Source organism: Pseudomonas sp. DF5 (genome assembly GCF_058148225.1).
The window spans coordinates 1-18,900 of sequence record NZ_JBYVYM010000050.1; the positions used below are offsets into that span (position 1 = coordinate 1).

15 protein-coding genes are annotated in these 18,900 nt (G+C 53.1%); 14 read left to right on the forward strand and 1 reads right to left on the reverse strand.

Annotation, left to right across the window (positions count from 1 at the left end; all coding sequences use genetic code 11):
- Window positions 1–386: 386 nt before the first annotated feature.
- On the reverse strand, window positions 387–1,496 hold the full coding sequence (locus AC30D7_RS28440) for an acyltransferase family protein (RefSeq protein ID WP_490136289.1): 1,110 nt from the start codon (window positions 1,494–1,496) through the stop codon (window positions 387–389).
- Window positions 1,497–1,828: 332 nt separating this feature from the next.
- On the opposite strand from AC30D7_RS28440, the gene AC30D7_RS28445 reads away from it, so the two are divergent.
- From AC30D7_RS28445 to AC30D7_RS28510, 14 genes are all read left to right on the forward strand, one after another.
- Window positions 1,829–2,107 (forward strand): hypothetical protein, encoded by a 279-nt coding sequence (locus AC30D7_RS28445; RefSeq protein WP_428633169.1) that lies wholly within the window; start codon window positions 1,829–1,831, stop codon window positions 2,105–2,107.
- A 150-nt stretch (window positions 2,108–2,257) separates the two neighbouring features.
- The gene (gene ihfB, locus AC30D7_RS28450; protein ID WP_490136290.1) at window positions 2,258–2,566 is read left to right on the forward strand and encodes an integration host factor subunit beta; all 309 of its coding nucleotides are present in this window, start codon (window positions 2,258–2,260) and stop codon (window positions 2,564–2,566) included.
- A gap of 27 nt (window positions 2,567–2,593) precedes the next feature.
- Window positions 2,594–2,833 (forward strand): LapA family protein, encoded by a 240-nt coding sequence (locus AC30D7_RS28455; protein WP_490136291.1) that lies wholly within the window; start codon window positions 2,594–2,596, stop codon window positions 2,831–2,833.
- Window positions 2,834–3,062: 229 nt separating this feature from the next.
- Complete coding sequence (rfbB, locus tag AC30D7_RS28460; protein WP_490136292.1) at window positions 3,063–4,139, forward strand: dTDP-glucose 4,6-dehydratase; 1,077 nt, start codon at window positions 3,063–3,065, stop codon at window positions 4,137–4,139.
- Window positions 4,136–5,029: a dTDP-4-dehydrorhamnose reductase gene (gene rfbD / locus AC30D7_RS28465; RefSeq protein WP_490136293.1), complete on the forward strand. Its 894-nt coding sequence runs from the start codon at window positions 4,136–4,138 to the stop codon at window positions 5,027–5,029. Before rfbB ends, rfbD begins: the two co-directional genes overlap by 4 nt.
- Entirely contained in the window at window positions 5,026–5,916 is an 891-nt protein-coding gene (rfbA, locus tag AC30D7_RS28470) for a glucose-1-phosphate thymidylyltransferase RfbA (protein ID WP_490136294.1), read from the forward strand. The genes rfbD and rfbA overlap by 4 nt, the downstream gene beginning before the upstream one ends.
- A gap of 56 nt (window positions 5,917–5,972) precedes the next feature.
- Window positions 5,973–6,896: a glycosyltransferase gene (locus AC30D7_RS28475; protein WP_490136295.1), complete on the forward strand. Its 924-nt coding sequence runs from the start codon at window positions 5,973–5,975 to the stop codon at window positions 6,894–6,896.
- Complete coding sequence (locus tag AC30D7_RS28480) at window positions 6,893–7,855, forward strand: UDP-glucose 4-epimerase family protein (protein WP_428633163.1); 963 nt, start codon at window positions 6,893–6,895, stop codon at window positions 7,853–7,855. Before AC30D7_RS28475 ends, AC30D7_RS28480 begins: the two co-directional genes overlap by 4 nt.
- Window positions 7,856–8,220: 365 nt before the next feature.
- Window positions 8,221–9,228 (forward strand): glycosyltransferase family 2 protein, encoded by a 1,008-nt coding sequence (locus AC30D7_RS28485; RefSeq protein WP_428633161.1) that lies wholly within the window; start codon window positions 8,221–8,223, stop codon window positions 9,226–9,228.
- Between the two features lie 117 nt (window positions 9,229–9,345).
- Entirely contained in the window at window positions 9,346–10,164 is an 819-nt protein-coding gene (locus AC30D7_RS28490; RefSeq protein ID WP_428633160.1) for an ABC transporter permease, read from the forward strand.
- Window positions 10,154–11,521, forward strand: coding sequence for an ABC transporter ATP-binding protein (locus AC30D7_RS28495; RefSeq protein ID WP_490136296.1), 1,368 nt, complete (start codon window positions 10,154–10,156; stop codon window positions 11,519–11,521). Before AC30D7_RS28490 ends, AC30D7_RS28495 begins: the two co-directional genes overlap by 11 nt.
- Before the next feature lie 4 nt (window positions 11,522–11,525).
- Window positions 11,526–16,397 (forward strand): glycoside hydrolase family 99-like domain-containing protein, encoded by a 4,872-nt coding sequence (locus AC30D7_RS28500; protein WP_490136297.1) that lies wholly within the window; start codon window positions 11,526–11,528, stop codon window positions 16,395–16,397.
- Window positions 16,398–16,461: 64 nt separating this feature from the next.
- Window positions 16,462–17,055 carry an adenylyl-sulfate kinase gene (gene cysC, locus AC30D7_RS28505; RefSeq protein WP_428633155.1) on the forward strand — a complete coding sequence of 198 codons (594 nt, stop codon included), beginning with the start codon at window positions 16,462–16,464 and terminating at the stop codon, window positions 17,053–17,055.
- On the forward strand, window positions 17,052–18,428 hold the full coding sequence (locus AC30D7_RS28510) for an FAD/NAD(P)-binding protein (protein ID WP_490136298.1): 1,377 nt from the start codon (window positions 17,052–17,054) through the stop codon (window positions 18,426–18,428). The genes cysC and AC30D7_RS28510 overlap by 4 nt, the downstream gene beginning before the upstream one ends.
- Window positions 18,429–18,900: the final 472 nt, after the last annotated feature.

The following is an 18,900-nucleotide window of genomic DNA, read 5'->3' on the forward strand; positions in this document are numbered from 1 at the left end:
CGCCCGGTATGGGCTCAATCGCTCAAAAGCCTCGGTGAGAGTTGGGTGGGGTGCCGCAAGGCCGCCCGCTATCGCCGTCGCTGGCGAGTGTTCTGCGGGGTGAAATGGATCGGGAGTTTGAGTGTCGAGGTCATCTTGATCTGGGTCGCGTGACTTAAAGTTGTGTGGGGCGACAGGCTGGGATTATTGCTTCTCTCATGATCTCTCGAGCTGTTGGTTCGGATTCGTATGCCGGGCTGAAGTGATTGCTTCGGTTTTTGTGTGTCAGAAGTTCTCGTTCTCAGAAGTTTGTATGACTTTTTAATGGCGCAATCGTTAGTTTAAGTACATTAAGGCTGCGAGGTGGTGGTTGCCATATTGCGGCGCGCGATCTTTTTCTGTTGGTGTTAGGTGTCCCCCTTGGCAGGGGATGCTTGTTTGATAAATTTTGGTTTTTTATAAAGGTCCGTAAGTGTAAGTAGCGGTTTTTCGATCAGGCGATAGCTCAAGTAGGTGACCAGAATAACAGCGCTGTACGAGGCTGCCCAAAACACTATCGTTCCCCAAGCGCCGCTCCCCGTAAGCCCAAGTGACAGCCACACCCTCCCGCAAACACTTAGTGTCAGAATGTGTGAAAGGTACAGTGAATAGGACATGTCTCCAGTCAACTTTAGAAAGCTGAATACCTTCAATCTGTTGTTCGACTCTTGCAGTGCGAAAGCTAGCAAAAGAAGAGTGTATCCACCCCCGACCGCGAAGGCTCGCTCCAGGGATATGGATTGAATCACGTCAGAGCCATTGACAGTGCCTGCGCTCAAGGAATAGGCGATAGCGCCGAGGCCGGTAAGTGCCATCAGGGCCGCAGCGAGAGGGGAGGATGCAGGTCGTTTCGAGAGCTTCAAGTAGGCGATACCCGCCAATGCGCCAAATATGAATTCAAGGGAGAATGCGTGGGTCATCACGCGTAAATATGGGTTTTCCGGCGTGGCTGTGAACAAGGAAGCGTAAATGATTGCTATAAGCCAGAACGAAAAAGCACTCAGTACCCACTTGGGTGGCAGTAGCAGAATTACCGCGAAAATCAGATAAAACCACACTTCGTGGATCAGCGACCAAGCGACCATTAGCAGTGGTAGTGTCGAAGCGGGCAATAATAATAAGGAGGCCGTAATATCAATATTTCCACTTTGCGAGCTGTTCATCATTTCGGGTCTTATCTGGAATATGATAAAGACGGCGAAAAAATAAACCCAGTAAGTAGGGTATATGCGAAAGAAGCGACCTTTCAGGAAGTTTGATATTTCACCTTTTTTTCCGAATTTGTTGCGGAAGGCGATAATCATCACGAAGCCGCTGATTACAAAGAAAAGATCAACGCCGGTTTGTCCGAAGAAAAATATTTCAGGCGGAAAGCTTTTGCTTTCTACATATTTGGCGCTAATAAACAGTGAGTGGAATGCAACGACCATAAGGGCCGCCAAGCCTCTGGCGGCTTGCAGCGAAGAAAGTTTGTACATGCGATTTCATCCCTAAAGCGAATGCTTGTTCAGCGCTGCCATTGTGGAAGTGGCAACCTTTCGTTGCAAGGGTGCTGATTGAGTCGGAAATGTTTCGCTACGTTGTGCTGTGGAGGGGGATCAGTAAGCGCAGCTGTGGTGTGAGTATACTGGATTGGGTGTACATACAGATCCGCTCATCAGGAAGCCGCAAGCTGAATCGTTCGAGGTGAGTCTTGTGATGATGCTTCTTTCTCCAAAATGCCCGCGAAACCAATCGTTACCCTGGGCTGTCTCTTTCTTTAGTCTGAAGCGAACGACAGGCGGGTAGGGCGTCCAACCGAAGGAAGTGAATGAACAAATTCATTGTTGTGATAGCAGTAATGACATTGGCAGGTTGTACCACCAGCGCCAAGACTCATGCAGTACGTGGCGTCAGTGGTATAGAGGTCGATTGTTCAGGGTTGGGCTCGGGATGGGAGAAGTGTCACAAGCGAGCGGCCAAGGAGTGTAAGGGGGCAGGTTATAAAGTCATCGTAAGGTCCGATGATGCCAAGGAGGAAGATGTATTCCCTTTCGGCTTCAATCCCGCGGGCTATCTGACGCGCACCATGCTGGTTATATGCAGGTGAGTGTGTGGCTTCGATCAGTGTTCCGGCGCCCTGGAATCGGGCATCTCGCTGCTGGGGAAGATATGTCAACACCCGGGCTGTTCAAATTACTCGGGGCGTGCTAAAACCTTTGAAGCGCTGATCTAGCTGCTTGAAAAAGAAGGGAAAAATATGACGAAGTCGGAGTTGATCGAACGAATTGTCACCCATCAAGGGCTACTCTCATCCAAGGATGTGGAGCTGGCCATCAAGACCATGCTTGAGCAAATGTCCCAATGTCTGGCCACTGGTGATCGCATCGAGATCCGTGGTTTTGGCAGCTTTTCACTGCACTATCGCGCGCCGCGCGTGGGGCGTAATCCAAAAACCGGTCAGTCCGTCAGCCTTGACGGCAAGTTCGTTCCGCATTTCAAGCCAGGCAAAGAACTGCGCGATCGTGTGAACGAGGATGAGGATGAGGATGAGGAGGAAGGGCTTTGACGGCTGTTGCACTCCAGGGAGCCGCTGATGCGTAACCTCAAGCGCGTACTCCTCGCTGTATTTGTCCTGTTGCTTGTTCTGGCGATCCTGGCGTTCGTTCTTGAGAACCAGCAAGGCGTATCCCTACTGTTCCTTGGTTGGGCGGGGCCGCAATTGCCAGTATCACTCATCATGGTGATTGCGCTGCTGATCGGCATGGTGATCGGGCCCATTCTGGGCTGGTTTCTGGGGCGTACGTCCAGATCCTCGCGCAAACGCCTTGTCTGATTCCGGGAGGCCCGCTGTAGGCATGGAATTTGCGTCGCAGCTTGTCCATATCCATTAGTAAAACCTTCATTAAGCTGTAAAATGCTGCGCTTGGCCGATAGAAGGGGATTCCCGCATCGGTTCAGACTGACTCTGTCAGAAGCCACGGCTGACTTGATGGCTTTTGCATTCATGGATTAGACAGTGCGCGGTTGGCGGCCCTGTCAGTAACTTAAGGGTATGGTTTCGCGTGAAAATTTTAGTAACCGGCGGCGCCGGATTTATCGGCTCGGCAGTCATTCGTCATATCATCTCCAACACTGCCGACTCTGTCGTTAACGTCGATAAACTGACTTATGCCGGTAACCTTGAGTCGTTGGCCGAAGTTAGCCAGAGCTCGCGTTACGTGTTCGAACGCGTCGACATCTGCGACCGTGATCAAGTGGACCGTGTCCTGCGTGAACACCAACCGGATGCCATCATGCACCTGGCCGCAGAGTCCCACGTTGACCGCTCGATCTCCGGTCCGTCTGAATTCATCCAGACCAACATCATCGGCACTTACACCTTGCTGGAAGCTGCACGCCACTATTGGGCGGCACTGGACGATGCGCGTAAAGCCAACTTCCGCTTCCACCATATTTCCACCGACGAAGTCTACGGAGACCTTGAAGGTCCGGAAGACCTCTTCACCGAAACCACGCCGTATCAGCCGAGTTCGCCGTACTCGGCCAGCAAGGCCAGTTCCGATCACCTGGTTCGCGCCTGGAGCCGTACCTACGGCCTGCCGACCCTGGTCACCAACTGCTCGAACAACTATGGTCCTTGCCACTTCCCTGAGAAGCTGATCCCTCTGATCATCCTCAATGCACTGGAAGGTAAGCCGCTGCCGGTCTATGGCAAAGGCAATCAAGTTCGTGACTGGCTCTACGTTGAAGACCATGCCCGCGCACTCTACAAAGTCGTGACCGAAGGCGTGATCGGAGAGACCTACAACATCGGCGGTCATAACGAGAAGCAAAACATTGAAGTGGTGCATACCCTGTGTGCACTTCTCGACGAGCTGCGTCCGGACTCAGCTCATCGTCCACACGCCAGCCTGATCACCTACGTTCAGGATCGTCCGGGCCATGACCAGCGTTACGCGATCGACGCCAGCAAAATCCAGCGTGAACTGGGTTGGACACCGGAAGAGACCTTTGAAACCGGTATTCGCAAGACTGTCGAGTGGTACCTCAGCAACACTGAGTGGGTGGCTCACGTGAAGAGCGGCAGCTACCAGCAATGGATCGATCAGAACTACTCGGATCGTTCGGACAAGGCATGAAAATCCTCCTGCTTGGAAAAAACGGCCAGGTGGGCTGGGAGCTGCAACGCTCACTTGCGCCGCTTGGCGAGTTGATCGCCCTGGACCGTCATCCGGTCGATGGTTTGAGTGGCGACCTGTCTGATCTCGACGCACTGCGCGCGACGATTCGTCAGGTCAAGCCCGACGTGATCGTCAACGCTGCGGCCTACACCGCTGTCGATAAAGCTGAATCCGAGACCGAGCTGGCGGATCGTGTGAACGGTCGGGCGAGTCAGGTCATGGCTGAAGAAGCTGCATCTCTAGGGGCTTGGCTGATTCACTACTCGACCGATTACGTGTTCAGCGGTGAAGGCCTGGCGCCGTGGCAAGAGACCGATGCCGTCGCCCCGGTGAATCATTACGGTGCCAGCAAACTGGCTGGTGAGCAGGCAATTATTGCCTCAGGTTGCAAGCACCTGATCTTCCGTACCAGTTGGGTCTATGGCGCTCGCGGCAACAACTTTGCCAAGACCATGCTGCGTCTGGCCAAGGATCGCGAAACCTTGAGCGTTATCGCCGACCAGATTGGCGCCCCGACGGGTGCAGACCTGATCGCCGATGTGACGGCGCTGGCCATTCAGCAAGTGCTGCAGCGTCCTGAATTGGCGGGCCTGTATCACCTGGCGGCGGCTGGCGAAGTGTCCTGGCATGGCTATGCCAGTCATGTGATCGGTTTCGCCAAGGCCAATGGCGAAGAACTCGCTGTTACAGCGATCAATCCGATAGACACAACCGCCTACCCGACACCGGCGCGCCGCCCTCTGAATTCCCGGTTGAACACTCAGAAGCTGCGCGACAATTTTTCTCTACACTTGCCGGATTGGCAAAGTGGTGTCACCCGAATGCTGATGGAAGTCCTGAATAAATGAACACGACAAATCGTAAAGGCATCATCCTCGCTGGCGGCTCGGGCACTCGTCTGCACCCGTTGACCCTCGGCGTGTCCAAGCAGATGCTGCCGATCTACGACAAGCCGATGATCTTCTACCCGCTGTCGGTGTTGATGCTTGCCGGTATGCGCGAAATCCTGATTATCTCCACCCCTGAAGACCTGCCGTGCTTCCGCAAGTTGCTGGGCGACGGCAGCTTGTACGGCATCAAGCTGACCTACGCCGAGCAACCTAGCCCGGACGGTCTGGCGCAGGCGTTCATCATTGGCGAAGAGTTCATCGGCAAGGACCCTTGCTGCCTGATCCTGGGCGACAACATCTTCTACGGTCAGCACTTCTCGGATAACCTGCGTTCTGCCACTACTCAAGAGCACGGCGCGACCGTATTCGGCTATCACGTATCGGATCCGGAGCGTTTTGGTGTAGTCGAGTTCGACGCTTCCGGCCGTGCCTTGAGCATCGAAGAGAAGCCGCTGAAGCCAAAATCCAGCTACGCGGTGACCGGGCTGTACTTCTACGACAACCAGGTCGTCGAGATCGCCAAGAACATCAAGCCATCCGCACGTGGTGAGCTGGAAATTACCGACGTTAACCGTGCGTACCTCGAGCAGAAAACTCTCAATGTCGAAATGCTTGGCCGTGGTTTTGCCTGGCTGGATACCGGTACTCATGATTCGTTGCTGGAAGCCAGTCACTTCGTGCACACCATCGAGCAGCGTCAAGGCTTGAAAGTGGCGTGCCTTGAAGAGATCGCCTATCACAATGGCTGGATCAGTGCCGAGCAGCTGGGCACTCAGGCTGATGCCCTGAAGAAGACGGGCTACGGTCAGTATCTGCAAAAGCTCCTGGACTCGCCTTCCCACTGATTCGAAGGCTCAATCCTTTCGAACAGCAGCGTTTAATCGGTCCAGGCAGGAATGGTATGCCAGTAAAACATCCCAAGGTCGCGGTTTTGCTGGCTGCCTACAATGGCATGCGGTGGATCGAGGAGCAGTTGGCCTCGATCCTTGACCAGTCAGCTGTTGACGTAACCGTTTATATCAGTATCGATCCTTCCACTGACGGTACCGAAGTCTGGTGCGCGGCTTATGCGGCTGAGCATCACCAGGTGGTCGTTCTACCGGACGCCGGTAGATTCGGGGGGGCCTCGCGTAACTTCTTTCGATTGATTCGTGATGTCGATTTCAGCTCCTTCGATTTCATAGCCTTTGCTGACCAGGATGATATTTGGCACAAGGACAAACTGCAGCGTGCAGTCGATGCCATTCAAACTCGCGAGGTCGATGCTTACTCCAGCAACGTCACGGCCTTTTGGCCAGATGGCAGAACTCACTTGCTGGACAAGGCTCAGCCCCAAGTCGAATGGGACTACCTGTTCGAAGCTGCAGGTCCGGGTTGTACCTACGTGCTGAGCAAAAAGATGGCGGAGTCCTTGAAAGCCGCGATGCTTGATAATTGGCAGAATTTACAGAAAGTCAGCTTGCATGACTGGTATTGCTACGCTTTTGCCCGCAGCCATGGCTACCGTTGGTACATCGACCCGTTGCCATCAATGGACTATCGCCAACATGAGCGTAATCAGGTGGGTGCTAACAAGGGTTTGAGCCCATTGATTTCTCGTTATAAAACGATTCACGACGGTTGGTGGTTCAATCAGGTTCGGATGATTGCTTGTCTGGTTGGGCGGGATACAGACCCGTTCGTCAAAACGTGGTTGCATTTGCGCCATAAGCAATTGATAAAACTGTCCTTCAGTGCCTGGCAATGCCGACGCCGGGCGCGTGACAAGGTGTTCTTCTTTTTTATCTGTTGGGTTACCGCGTTGATAGGATACAAAGCTAAATGAGTGGCCCGAAGATACTGGTAACTGGGGCAAGCGGATTTGTCGGCGAAGCAGTGGTTTTCAGGCTGTTGTTGGATAGGAAGCTCATCCCCATCGCAGCGGCACGAGGCGCAACGCGGCTGAACGGGCTGTGCGCGGTTGTTCCTTTCGAGCTTACCGATTCAAAAGTATTGCCTGATCTCGGTGATGTGCAGGTCGTTATCCATACCGCTGCTCGTGTGCATGTGATGAATGAAACTGCCATAGATGCGTTGACCGAGTTTCGTAAGGTCAATGTGGAGGGGACCCTTCGACTGGCACGGCGCGCAGCTGAGTCTGGGGTAAAACGCTTCATTTTCATCAGTTCGATCAAAGTTAATGGTGAAAGCACTGTATTGGGTAAACCATTCAATGCTAATGATTTTCCGGCGCCGGCCGATCCCTATGGTGTATCAAAACACGAAGCCGAAGAGGCATTGAAACAGATCGGTCTCGACACTGGCATGGAGGTTGTCATTATTCGCCCGCCATTGGTCTACGGACCTGGAGTGAAGGCGAACTTCTTGAGCATGATGCGTTGGCTTGAGCGCGGTGTGCCACTTCCACTGGGTGCGATAAACAATCGGCGCAGCCTGGTGGCTATCGAGAATCTGGTGGACTTGATCAATGTCTGCATCAGCCATCCTGAGGCGGCGGGAAATACATTTCTGGTCAGTGATGGTGAGGATTTGTCCATCTCCCAATTGCTTCGGCGCATGGCCGATGCGCTGGGTGTCAGGCCTCGTTTGTTGGCAATCCCTTCCTGGATGCTGAATTTGGGTGCATCCCTTATTGGGCGTCGTGACTTGGCTCAGCGGTTGTGTGGCTCATTGCAGGTCGATATCAGCAAAACCTGCGACATCCTGGGATGGCGACCTGTTATCAGTGTGGATAAAGCCCTTCGCCATTTAGGCGAACAGCGTGGTCCGAAACCGCATAGCTGAATTGCAGTATCAAGGAGTGGGTTGGTGATGCCTTGATTCCTGGCAGTTGGCAAACTGCCACCCTTTTTCGGTAGAGGGGGGCTTGGTACCCTACACCCCCCCCGGCGCCGTGGGTGTGCGGCTCCACCTCGAGTTGTTCAATGTCATGTGTTTTCAATCCCGAAACCCGCTTCCAGCGTTTGCAAAGCGATAATGTCACTGGGCTATCAAATGGCTATGCTTCGTCGTTATAATTGCAAATTTTGCGCAGCTTTGGGGTGGCGCGTGGACCGATCATCCAACGCCCCGCTGGTCTGTCGAACGCCTGCCCGTTTTGAACGAATCGATACAGGTGAAATTTTCTCATTTAAGCAACGGAGTGCCCGGTGGTAGCCCCTCTTTCTCCGGTTGTCCAAAACAACAATTCGGATTGCCGCGATGTGGACGATGGTCGGCAGAACGTAAGTGGGCATATGGTGCGTGTTGCGATTCTTTTGTGCACCTTCAATGGTGAGCGATTTCTGGTTGAGCAACTGGAATCCATAGCGCGTCAAACCTATCCGCACTGGTTTGTCGTGGTATCTGACGACGGTTCTACCGACTCTACCTTGGAATTGTTGCGCGAATATGCCGAGCGCTGGGGCGATGACAAACTGTCGGTCCGACCGGGGCCAGGGCGTGGCTATGCTGCAAATTTTCTCGCTGTTACCTGTGACGAGTCGATCGAGTCCGATTTCTATGCCTGGGCCGATCAAGACGACATCTGGCAGGAAAACAAGCTGGAGTCCGCTTTGCAGCGACTGCAGGATGTACCGTTGCATACGCCTTCTCTTTATTGTGGCAGGACGGAGCTTATCGATGCGCATGGCGCAAATATCGGCTTGTCACCCTTGTTTGCGCGTCCTGTCGGATTTGCCAATGCGTTGGTGCAAAGTGTGGGTGGCGGCAACACAATGGTCTTCAACCATGCCGCCCGCCAGTTGTTTCAGCGGGCAGGTGCCAGTCTGGATATCGTCTCCCATGACTGGTGGGCCTATCTGCTTGTTTCGGGCGCCGGTGGGCGGGTTTGTTACGATGTTTGCCCGACCATTCTCTATAGGCAGCATGATGCGAATCTTATTGGCTCTACCTCGGGGTTTAGAGCGCAATTAAAACGGGTGCGTATGCTGTGTCGCGGTCGTTTTCGTGGGTGGAATCAAAAGAATATTGCAGCGCTGGAGTCGATCCGATTTCAGTTAAATGAAGAAAGCCGGATGAGGCTGGATCTTTTTCAGCGAGCACGTAGCTCACGTGGATTGGCGCGGATCATCTGGCTACGACGATCCGGGGTCTACCGGCAATCCTTATGGGGCAATCTTGGGCTGGTTTTGGCGACGGTGTTCAATGGAATCTGACACGCAGTCGGGCTTGGCTCCTTTCAGGAAGAGTTCTGTGGTAATTCAAGTAATGATCGGACGAGTGAGTTTGCTGAGGAAGTTAAACTCCCTCGGATTTTTTGAGGTTTTTACACAATGCTGAATTTTTCTACGTCGCCAAAGGAGATGCTCAATAGCGTCTGGCGCAACAAAGGCCTCATCCGAGCGTTGGTACAGCGGGAGATCGTTGGGCGCTATCGTGGTTCGATCATGGGGATGTTGTGGTCACTGTTCAACCCCATTGTCATGCTCGTTATTTACACATTTGTGTTCAGTGTCGTGTTTAAAGCCAGATGGAGCGTCGATAGCAGCTCGAAAACCGAGTTTGCGCTCATGCTGTTTGCCGGCCTGATCGTATTTAATTTGTTTGCAGAATGTATAAACAGAGCCCCGGGGTTGATTGTCGGTAACGTCAACTACGTAAAAAAGGTGGTATTCCCGCTGGAAATACTTCCTTGGGTAACGCTTGGCGCGGCAATGTTCCACTTTCTTGTCAGCCTTAGTGTCTGGTTGGTCGCTTACCTGATTTTCTTCGGAAAACTCCAATACACCGTCCTTCTACTGCCGGTATTCCTGGCGCCCTTGATGATCTTTGTTGTCGGCCTGGTCTGGTTTCTCGCCTCAATGGGGGTGTACCTCAGAGATGTCAGTCAGATCATCGGTGTCTGCACTTCGGTTTTGATGTTCCTGTCCCCTATTTTCTATCCGATCACGGCGTTACCTGAGGAGTACCGGCATCTGCTTTTCCTGAATCCCCTGACACCTGCGATCGAAGATGCGCGGGCTCTGCTCTTCCGTGGTGAACTGCCCAGCTTTGTTCACTTGGGCTTCTACTATATCGCTGCAGCTCTTGTCTTCTGGCTAGGATTTGCGTGGTTCCAAAAAACGCGTAAAGGGTTCGCCGATGTCCTCTAATACAGCAATTGCCGTCAACAACCTGAGCAAGTGTTTTCATATTTACGACAAGCCTAGAGATCGGCTGTTGCAAATGTTCGCTCGCAGCCGGAAGCAATACTTTCGGGAGTTTTGGGCCTTGCAGGACGTTTCGTTCACCATCGACAGAGGTGAAACCGTCGGTATTCTTGGGCGTAACGGCAGCGGGAAATCAACCCTGTTGCAGATGATTTGCGGCACGCTCAATCAGACTCACGGCGATATTTTGACCCATGGTCGCGTCGCGGCCTTGCTGGAGTTGGGATCTGGGTTCAACCCGGAATTCAGCGGTCGCGAAAACGTCTATATGAACGCTGCAGTGCTCGGTCTTACAAAAGAAGAAACCGACACCCGCTTTGCCGAGATTGAGGCGTTCGCGGAAATCGGGGATTTCATTGATCAACCGGTCAAGACCTATTCGAGTGGCATGATGGTGCGCCTGGCCTTTGCGGTGGCCATCAACGTTGACCCGCAAATATTGATCGTCGACGAGGCGTTGTCCGTCGGCGACGAATTATTTCAGCGCAAATGCTTTGCGCGTATCGAGGCGATTAAAGCCAGCGGCGCCACTATTCTGTTCGTATCGCACTCGGGAAGTGCGGTCATCGAATTGTGTACCCGCGCCATACTTCTCGATAAAGGTGAAAAGCTTGCCGAGGGTGTGCCGAAGGTTATTGTCGGCCAATATCAGAAGTTGTTGTATGCACCCGCCGACAAGGTTGCCGGCATTCGCGAAGCGATCAAGTCGGGTGGTCTCGAACGGCTTGAACTGGAGCGAGAGGCGAAACGGTCGGCGGTTGCGGTTGAGATATCGCAAGCCGCGGACAACGGATTGGAGGAGTACTTCGATCCTCATATCGTCTCCAAAAGCGTTATGTCCTACGAATCTCACGGCGTTCTGATCAGTGATCCACGCATCCTCAATGCGGCCGGCAAACAGGTCAACTGCCTCAAGCGCGGGGACACCTATCGCTATACATACCGCGTAGCGTTTTCGACAGGGGCCGTGGCTGTTCGCTTTGGCATGATGATCAAAACGCTTGCGGGCATCGAGATCGGTGGGGCGGCCAGTGCGGCCACGGCTCAAGATTCTATTACCTATGTGGCTGCCGAGGCGGAAATCGATGTCGAATTCGAGTTCGAGTGCAACCTGAATCCTGGCACGTACTTTCTCAACTCCGGCGTGGTCGGTGTCGTCGGGGAAGGGGAGACCTACCTGCACCGCTTGATCGATGCATGCCTGTTTCGTGTTCTACCGGAAACCGCGATCACGGCAACCGGGACGGTAGATTTCAAGTGTGTTTCGGCTTTTACCATTTCAAGTGTTGAGCATAATTAATCTTATGGAACATAAACAAATAGTCGTAGTTCTGGGCATGCACCGTAGCGGTACAAGTGCCATTACTCGTGGGTTACAAGTACTTGGTGTAGATCTTGGCGGCAATCTTTTGTCGGCTGAAGTGGGTAATAACGAAAAGGGTTTTTTTGAGGACGCCGCAGTAACGGATTTCAACGTCGAACTGCTAAAGGCGTTGGGTCATGACTGGCATACACTGACGCCGATCCTGCCGGAGGAGTTGGAGTCGAAAGTTGCCGAAGACCATAAAGTTCTTGCGATCGAACTTCTGCGCAGCAAACTTGCGGGGATCGATTGTTTTGGCGTTAAAGATCCACGCATGGCGCGGCTTCTGCCTTTCTGGCAGGAGGTTTTTGCCGCACTCGAGTTGAAAGTCAGCTATGTCGTCGCCTTTCGTAATCCGAAAAGTGTCGCTCATTCGTTGGCCAAGCGAAATAGTTTTGAGCTGGAGAAAGGTTATTTCCTCTGGCTGGAACACATGCTGTTCAGCATGAAGTATAGCCAGGGCACTTCGCGTGTTTTTGTTAACTACGACTTGATGCTTCAAGAGCCAGAAAAGCAGTTGAAGCGTATTTCTGCTTCCTTGGGGCTACCCTTTGATCCGCAAGGACCGGAGTTCCTTGAGTATCAGCACAAGTTTCTTGAGCGTTCGCTGCAACATAATACCTTTACTCCGGAAGATCTCAGCAAGGATCCCGCTGTATCGGTCGATGTGTTGAAGCTCAGCAATGTTCTTCTGGAGCTTTCCCATGACATGCGAGCAGACGACCAGGCACTTGAAGCGCTGCTCAATGATCTCCACCGAGGGATGTTGGAGCGGTTGCCCGCTTATCGACTCATGCGCCATTTCGAGGACCACAGCTCAGAGCTGAGTGCGCGGCTGATCGAACAAGCGGCGTTGAAGGATCAGAGCATAAAGGCGCTCGAGGTTGACTTCGGTAATCTGGAAGCTCAGCACCGCACGCTTGCATCTGAATACTCGAACCTGGTAGCACACCGGCACGCACTTGAATCCGAATATGGCACGGCCAATATGGTTCTAGCTGATTCCGAGCGGTCGATTCAAAGTCTGGAAGCGGATCTGCGCCGCTATGCTTCGGGGCGCTTCCTGCTCAAGTCGCTGGTGTCGCATATGGCCGAGCGATTCGGATTGCGGTATCGCGGTGACAGTCCTGCTGAGAGCGAACTGTTCGATGCCAACTATTATCTGACCACCTATGAGGATGTTCGGGCGGCAGGGATCAATCCGCTGCAACACTACCTTGAGCAAGGCTGGCGTGAGGGGCGGGACCCATCGGCCGGTTTTTCAACCAATGCTTATCTGGAGCGATACGCGGATGTTCGGTTGCGTCGTATCAATCCGCTGATTCACTATCTGCGCCATGGGTACTACGAAGGCCGGTCGATTTACGACACTAAGGGGCGTAACTATCACCTGTCGCGTAAATTGAGTCGTCATCGCACTGTTGTCCAACTGTTGAGTCTGGTTGCGCAGCAGCCGCAATTGCTCGGGCGTTTTGTTCGTGAGGCGCGTCGTGGTGGTCTGCGCCATGCGATCGCAATTGCGACTCGCGCCCTCAAACGCAGTCAAAAACGCCTTGCCTTGAGCAAGGTGTTGCAACCATTGAGCGACAGTGCACTGACCGAGTATGAGGTGCTTAAAGTTGTACCTTATTTCCTGGATCCTTATCTGCAGGAAGTTTCAAAGCCTGCATCAATCATGGTCGCCGTTCATCTTCATTTGCATGATGAGACTATGTCCGGGGACTGGTTCGACTACCTGAAGCATATCCCGATCGAATTTGACCTGTTCATTTCCCGTAGTGGCAGTGGTAATGAAAAGTTCGATGACAAGTCCTTGCGTACCGCCGTGCCTTTGTTGCGCAAGTTGGTGGTCGAGTCTGTTCCGGCCAATAGTGGGCATCTCGCCCCACTGATCATTCAGTTCGGTACCCGTTTGAACGGTTACGACTATGTTGCGCACTTCCACGACATGGGGGAGCAAGACGCGAGCGATCGGATGAATCTGCTGTGCGGTTCGCCAAGCACCGTTGGGCAAATCTTCGATTTGCTCGGCAATGACGCGAAAGTGGTGTACCCGGTTGATCACCGGCCAGAGGACGCTGCGTACCATGAGTCTGGCTGGAGCGACGCCCGTGGCGTACTTCCGACGGCAATGGAGAAATATCCTGAGGTGGATGGCACGACATTTCCGAGCGCGGAGTTCCCTCGTGCCGGCATGTTCTGGGCTCGCGTAAATGTTGTCAGCGACTTTATTCATTTGCCTTTGCAATATGAAGATTTTGCAGATAAGCGCGAAGCTGCCGCGCCTGGCATGCTGAGCCATTGCCTGGAGCGGTTGCTACTGGTCTCTACCACGACTAATGCAGGTCGCAATTACCAACTGGAGTCACCACAGCTATCTCGTGAACCGTTGGCCTATTACGAACCGCAATCCGATTACTCCGGCTCCATCGTGCACGACACGATCAAAGTGCTGGCGTACTACTTGCCACAGTTCCACCCTACGCCTGAAAACGATGAGTGGCATGGGAAGGGATTCACCGAGTGGTACAAGGTTCGCTCTGCCAACCCGCTGTTCCACGGACACTACCAGCAGCATGTTCCTCACCAGGACATCGGTTATTACCATCTGGACGGCCCGGCACAGTTGATGCAACAGGCTGAGATGATGAAGAAGTCAGGTGTTCATGGCCTGATTTTCTATCATTACTGGTTCACCGGACGAATGATCCTGGAGAAGCCGGCACAGATGCTGCTGGACAATCCACAGATCGACATGCCGTTTTGCTTCTGCTGGGCGAATGAAAACTGGACTCGCCGCTGGGATGGCAACGAGCAGGAAGTTCTGCTGGGGCAAGTGTATTCGGAGGATGACGCTCGTAACTTCATCCGCTATCTCATCCCATTCTTCAAGGACGAGCGCTACATCAAAGTGGACGGACGTCCAAAACTCTCTGTTTACCGTCCTTCTTCGATCGAGCACAGCGAGCGTTATATCGCTATCTGGCGCGAAGAGTGCGAGAAGGCGGGAGTGAAAGCACCTTATGTTGTCGCGACGCTGACACGCGGGGCAACGCATCCGCAAGACTATGGCATGGATGCTGCCATTGAGCGGGTCCTGCATGACTGGACCGGTGATGCGGTCGCTGATACTCGTGCTCAGTTGCGCCCGTATTGGCCTCTGGAAGGCAGTGTTCTCAATTACTCAGAAGTCGCCGACCACTATATGGAGCAGGATCTGGGCAAGGATTTCACCTTGTTCCGTTCTCTGGTTCCAACATGGGACAACACCGCTCGATACGGCACCAGAGCCTACGTGCTGAACAACTTCACGACTGCGAAGTTCCAGAGTTGGGTCGAGCGTCTTATCGATTATTCCGAGCAAAACTTGCCGGAAGATCGCCGCTTCGTGGTGATCAATGCCTGGAATGAATGGGCTGAAGGTGCGCACCTCGAACCGGATACTCGATTCGGTTACGGCTATCTCAACTCCATCGGACGGGCAATGTCCGGTCAGTCGTTTTTGGCGGCCGGCCACGATACTCTCGATAGTGATCTGAAGCTCAATATCGTTCTGACGTCCAATACCTTGGCGCGTCTGGAAGCCGAGCCTGAGTCTCGTCGCAAGTTCCTGGCGTGTCTTGAGAGTTCCGGTGTTTTTGAGCGGTGTTCGGTTGCTGTCGAAAGCAATCAGATTCACCAGGCGTTGCAGGCACAAGGCGTGAAAGTTTCATGCCATGCCGCCGCCGATGCCGCAGACTTCACCCTTGTTTTCAGCGATGTCTGCCTGTTTCCAGCTGACGCCATTGAGTCGTTGCTGAAAATGGCGATCCGGCACAAAGGCTTTGCCGTGTCCGCCAACTTGCGCAACGATCCTGACTTTGTGCAAAGCGAAAATATTATCAACTTCACGATTGAAGCTGATCAGCGCGCCTGCATGGAGTTGCGCCCGAATGTTTCTACCGTTGGCTATAAGATCTGCTGTGAAGCTTCATGTTTCCAGCTTGTGCCTGAGGCCGTTACCCCCCAAGTTACACTCGATACAGTATCGACCATCATGCGCTACCATCGGCGGGGCGACAGAGCCTCACTGATTAATGCACTTCTTTCCTTGATTGCCCAATCCGGTTGCCTGGTCAAGCCGATTCTGGCTATTCAGGATATGAATGACGAGGAGATAGCGGTACTGGAAGGAGAACTTGCAAAGCTGCCTTGGAGTAGTGATTGCACACCAGCCATTCGGCGTTATGTGTCGACAACTCAGACACCGGATCTGCGCTCTCTGATGTTGAACGATACACTCAAGGCTGTCGGTCGTGGTTATGCGGCATTTCTCGATTACGATGACTTGTTGTTTCCGAAGGCTTACAAGTCGCTGCTAGAGCAAATCAAGGCCAGCGGCAAAAATGCGACCTTTGCGCGTGTTTATTCCACCATGGTCGATGCGGCGACCGGTTGCACAATCAAGCGTGAAAAAATTTATGACTACGGTGAAACCTATCGTGATTTCGTCGAGCATAACCACGCGCCGTTGCACAGCTTCCTGCTGGATCTGGATAAGTGCGATCTCGAAGCTGTGACCTACTTCGATGATATGAAGTACATGGAAGACTATTATCTGACGATGCAGTTGTTCACTCGAGCCGGAACGGATTGGGCGTCATTGCGCACCTGCGGCTTTATTGGTGACTACATTCATCGAATTGGCTGTGACACTCATACGCTCGCGCTCACTGACGAGCAGCAACGTACGGACTTGCTGAACAGTGAGTCTTATCGAGTCTGTGAAGCTCGGATCAAGGTGTTGCGCGATCGGCTGCTTGCCCACGCATAACGCGGAGTAGACCTGCCATTTCACTGGCGGGCCTTGGTCGTCTGATTCAATTAAGGTTTATCGTATGAGTAAGGATCTGGTTTTTCACACTACGGCTGTCAGTGCCTCTGCGAGAGCCCAAGTGAAAGGACAAAAACCTGCAGTCATCTGGCTTACGGGGTTGAGTGGTGCGGGAAAGTCGACGATTGCCAATGCGCTAGAACAGGCCCTGGTTGACAAAGGCCGGCATACGTTTTTGCTCGACGGCGATAATCTGAGGATGGGGCTGTGCAAGGATCTCGGTTTCTCGGATGCCGATCGTGTTGAAAATATCCGGCGAGTTGCAGAAGTTTCCAGACTGCTTGTCGATGCTGGATTGATTGTGATCACCGCTTTCATATCGCCCTTTCAGCAAGATCGCGCGATGGCGCGTGACGTAATCGGACGTGACGAATTTGTCGAAGTGTTTGTGGACACTTCGCTGGAGGAATGTGAGCGGCGCGATCCTAAAGGGCTGTATGGCAAGGCAAGGGCAGGGGAGATCAAGAATTTCACCGGGATCGATTCCGCTTATGAGAAACCTACAGATCCGGATATTTCCATCAACACCGTTGAAGAGCCTTTGTCGGTATCCATTGGACGCGTTTTAGAGTATCTGGACAAAAGGGCCAGTCAATGAAAACACTCGTTATCATTGGCGCTGGTTTCAGCGGTGCGGTAACGGCAGCGCAGTTTCTGCGCCGCAGTCCCCCCGGGGTTCGAGTGGTATTGATCAATCGATCTGGGACAATGGCTCGAGGTCTGGCTTACGGCACCAACAGTTCGCTGCACCTGCTCAATGTGCCTGCCGGTAACATGAGTGCCTATGTTGATGAGCCTGATCATTTTTTACGCTTTTGTCAGGCACAGGATTCTGCTTACACAGCATCGTCTTTCGTACCGCGCAAACTTTACGGCGATTATCTTACCACTGTGCTGGATGATGCTGAAAAGCATTGCATTGAGGGTTCAACGCTTGAGCGGATTATTTCGGAAGTTAACTGCCTGCAACCCGATGGAGCAGGGGCTTATCTGGAGTTAGCCAACGGTGAGTGCATCAAGGCCGATCAGGTGGTATTGGCATTTGGTAATTTCTCCCCTATCGATCCTTGTGGTTTGGATTTGTACATCGCACCTCATCAATACCAGTCGGATCCTTGGGCAGGTGGTAATTCTCAGATCAATGATGCGAATAGTCCGATCTTGTTAGTTGGTGCAGGGCTTACAGCTCTGGATGTATCGCTTGGGCTATTACAGCAGGGGCATCGTGGACCCATTTACATGGTTTCGCGACGTGGACTTCGTCCACTGCCTCATCGATCTCAGCGGGCACTTCAGGAAGTACCGATAAGTTTAGTCGATGACCTGATGCAGGCTCCTCCGAAGGTACTTGAGTACGTGCGGTTGGTTCGTCACGCAATAGAGGCGGCGCGACCTCACGGGCTGGATTGGCGCGATTTGCTGGCGGTTATCCGGTCTGCCACACCTCGATTGTGGGAGCGCCTGGCAGAGGTTGAGCGTCGGCGCTTTCTACGTCACGTGCAACCCTACTGGGATGTTCATCGTCATCGAGTTGCTCCGGAGGCCTACCAACGCTTCGAAGAGGCGATATTGGCCGGGCAGATTCACTCCCTGGCGGGACGAATCCAGAAGGTCCGTTCAAATGCTGAGAAGATATTAGTTGATGTGCGGTTGCGCGGAGAGGACAAGCTGCAACAGCTCACCGTTGTGCGTGTCATCAACTGCACAGGGCCAAACACCAACCTGCGACGTGTCGATGACATGCTGATCACCCAACTAAGAAAGGACGGTCTCATACAATCCGATCCGCTCGGTCTGGGATTGGTTGTCGACGAGCGGCTGGCGGTAAAAGATGCCAATGGCAATGGATCAACCTGGCTTCACTATATAGGCCCGATGCTCAAGGCAAGGTTTTGGGAGGCTACAGCCGTACCTGAATTGCGTCAGCATGCGAAGGTTCTGGCGTCAAGATTGGTAAACTTGCTTCACTGAGATGCCAGCTAACTGGCGAGATGTATAAAAAGGGCTATGTAAGTAGCCCTTTTTAGTGTGCCCAGCATGGGCGTAATCTTGTGGGTGAAAATCCGTAAGCGCTCCATAAAACCGAAATACCGAGTCGTGCTCAGCAAAGTACAGGTGTAATCCGGATGCCCAGCAAGTACCGACTGGCCGATCCCGTCAACCCGATACCCCAATGAACTGAATCACCACACCCGCCATTGCAAGCGGTGTGAAAACCTAGGCTCTGTACGAAATCCCTTGAAATCTCACGGTGGGCTCTTGGGAGTTGAGATTCGGTAGAGTTCGCAGCCATTGAAAGCAGGAGTCTATTGCTGGCAAAGCGGTATTAACTCTCCGATGCAGCCTGGATCCAAACTTCGCGCTACCTCAGCGGCGCCAAGCCCGTTGATATGCCCTCCCCTGAGGCTTTGTCGATGTGTAATAGGGGGGGGCGTTTAGTAAG